Here is a 2571-nt window from a genome sequence, read left to right as displayed (position 1 = left end):
GTGCGGAGTCGGCCGGCGCGGGCGCCGGGTCCGGCGTGACGCCTTCGAGGTCGAACAGGTCGTCCAGCTCGCTGGTGCCGCCCGAGGGCGCAGCGGCCGGGGCCGGGTCCTGTGCCGAGGCAACGGGGCCGTATGCGAGTCCTGCAGCCGCCGTCAGCGCGGCGGCCACCATGACGGCCTTCATCTTCCCTTCCTCCATGACTCTCTCACCTTCAATTCGTGCAGCTGTTTATGTTCAACCCGTGGCTGTTGCCGGCGGGTGCCGCTGACCGGGGGTCAACGGCTTGAATAGCGATGACCGGAGCCTGACATAGCGCGATACGCATGCCTTGATCCGGTGCGACAAACGTGTGTGCTGATGCGGCAGTGGCGATGGTCTGTGCCGGCAGGGGTTTTCGCCTGCAGGCGAAGACAAGCCGGACGATGCACTGCAGCATGGGAGTCGACCCGGGCCTGCGTAGCAGCCCGCGACCTTGCTGTCGCCCGAGGGGCAACCGAAGCAAGCGACTCCATGATCTCGTCTCCTCCGCTCAGTTGATGTCGTAAACAACCAACCTGGCCTTGACCCGGCCATGGGGCCCTCCGCTGCGTTGGCATCGGGCTCCCTTCGCTCTCTACTTACCTCTACAAAAAAGCATGTCCCAACAATAGTCGGCGTGCCGTGGGGCCACCAGACACCAGAGCGGCAAGCCTCTTGTCCCTGGGTGCAGCAAGTCGCCGCTTTCTGCCGATTCTGGCCGCAGCGCTGCCGCGGCGAATCGACCTTTTGGGGGGCCTGCGCTGCAGCATCTGCTGCAGCGCAGGCCGATTCCGGCACATCCGTCCCGAGTTACGGCAGCTCGACGATGCCGACGCCGGTAGCCGAGGTCTCACCGTCCTGCTGCACGGCCTTCTGCTTGACCTCGACCAGCTTCTTGCCGCCTTCCTCGAACTTGCGGGTGACTTCGCCGTCAATCCATATGGCGTCGCCTTCCGGGTTATGGCGGCGAATCTGGCTCTGGTGCGAGCGCAGGAAGCCCGCATCGCCCTGCCAGTTGGTCAGGTGGTGCGTCAACCAGGAGGTGCGCTCCGGGCCGTAGTCGTAAGCACCCGGCGTACCCACCTTGAGTGCGAATTCCTCTTCCCAGTGCACGCGCTCCGGGCAATCCGGAATGCCGAATCGGTTCTTGATACCCAGGCCCGGGTGCTTGTGGTGCTGCGCCCAGGCCAGCTTGTTGGCGCGGATGTAGAGGCCGCCCCAGCCCTGCGCGTAGCAGATGAAGCCGGTGACGGTCATCGGGCCCTTCACCATGCGCGGCAGCTTTTCGCCGACCTGCACGTCCTTCCAGTAGCGGGTGTTGGCACCGCGCACTTCTTCCTTGGCGTAGAGCTCGAAGATCTTCGACAGATCGTCGTCAGTGTACTTCCGCGGCTCGCGCGCCTTCACTTCCTTGTACTTGGTGCCCTGCTCGCGGGCGACGTCGCGGTCGGTACGGAAGCACCAGCTGTCAGCCTCGGCCACGTTGTCACCGTGCTGGTTATAGAACTTGACGTTGTAAATCTGCTGGAACGAGCGGCCGGCGAATCGGGTCTGATGCTCGATCAGGTCCTTGAGCTTGGCCTCGGTGCGGATCGTGTCGTTGCGCAGCACCGGCTTGTGCCACTGCCAGTTGGCACCGGCCCACATGGCATGGGTGCCCGACAGGCCGCCGACGTAACCAGAGACGATGCGGCTGGTGGTGAACAGGAAGCTCGGCAGCGCGGCGATCGTGCCGAAGCGCGCCTTCGCCGCGTACTCCGGATCGCACCATAGCGGGTTGTCGTCACCGATGCCGTGGGCATAGTGGCGGATCGCGTCACGCGTTGCCTCGTAGTTCCAGGGCTCGACCGTGTCCGTGATGGGCACGCCGATGCGCTGGCGCAGTTCATCCAAGGCCTTCTCGGTGATCTTGGGGAAGTGGGTAGCGTCGTTGGACATATGTCTCTCCTTGAAGAACAGAAATCAGAACGGAAATCAGTTGGCGGCGGCCGCTTCGCGGTCACGCAGGACCTTGCGGTTGACCTTGCCGGCCGGGGTTTTTGGCAGCTCGTCGACCAGGGCGATCTGGCGCGGGTATTCGTGCTGGCTGAGGCGCTCGCGGGTGAAGTCCTGCAGCTCGCGGACGAAGATCTCGTCCTGCGGGCGGGTGCTGACGACGAAGGCCTTGACCACCTGCCCGCGCAGCGAGTCCTTGACGCCGATGACGGCGGCCTCGCGCACGTCGGGGTGCTTGAGCAGGACGTTCTCGATCTCGACGGCGCTCATGGTCCAGCCGGCGGAGATGATGACGTCGTCGGCGCGACCGCCGTGATAGAAGTGGCCGTCCTCGTCGATCCAGCCGAGATCCTTGGTGGGCACCCACTCACCGCGGCGCAGCAGCTTGAGTTCGCCGACCTGGCGCGGGGCACAGGGCTTGCCGCTGGGGTCCTGCACCTCCACGGTCTGGCCGGGGATGGCCTTGCCCAGCGAGCCGGGCTTGACGGTGAAGTCCGGCGCGCCGGGATAGTTGACCAGCACCACGCCGACCTCGGTGGTGCCGTACATGCTGCAGA

Annotated in this window: 2 protein-coding genes and 1 pseudogene; all 3 read right to left on the bottom strand. The window is 65.1% G+C overall.

The window, feature by feature from the left end; genetic code table 11:
- Positions 1-199 (bottom strand): annotated as a pseudogene (locus VGF12_RS06320) (hypothetical protein); the annotation flags it as partial.
- A gap of 630 nt (positions 200-829) precedes the next feature.
- Positions 830-1957, bottom strand: a complete 1128-nt coding sequence (locus VGF12_RS06315) for an FAS1-like dehydratase domain-containing protein (protein ID WP_331175193.1) — start codon at positions 1955-1957, stop codon at positions 830-832.
- Between the two features lie 36 nt (positions 1958-1993).
- Positions 1994-2571: AMP-binding enzyme (locus tag VGF12_RS06310; protein ID WP_331175192.1), on the bottom strand; the 578-nt coding region annotated here is incomplete at its 5' end.

Origin of the sequence: Roseateles sp. (assembly GCF_036404855.1) — a bacterium.
In the GTDB taxonomy this organism is placed as follows: domain Bacteria; phylum Pseudomonadota; class Gammaproteobacteria; order Burkholderiales; family Burkholderiaceae_C; genus Pelomonas.
Note: the sequence above shows the minus strand (reverse complement) of the source record. Positions and strands in the feature narration are given on the sequence as shown.

Bases quoted from the DNA above. Each gene is read 5' to 3' on its own strand.
- VGF12_RS06315 (WP_331175193.1), bottom strand. From the start codon at position 1,957: ATGTCCAACGACGCTACCCACTTCCCCAAGATCACCGAGAAGGCCTTG.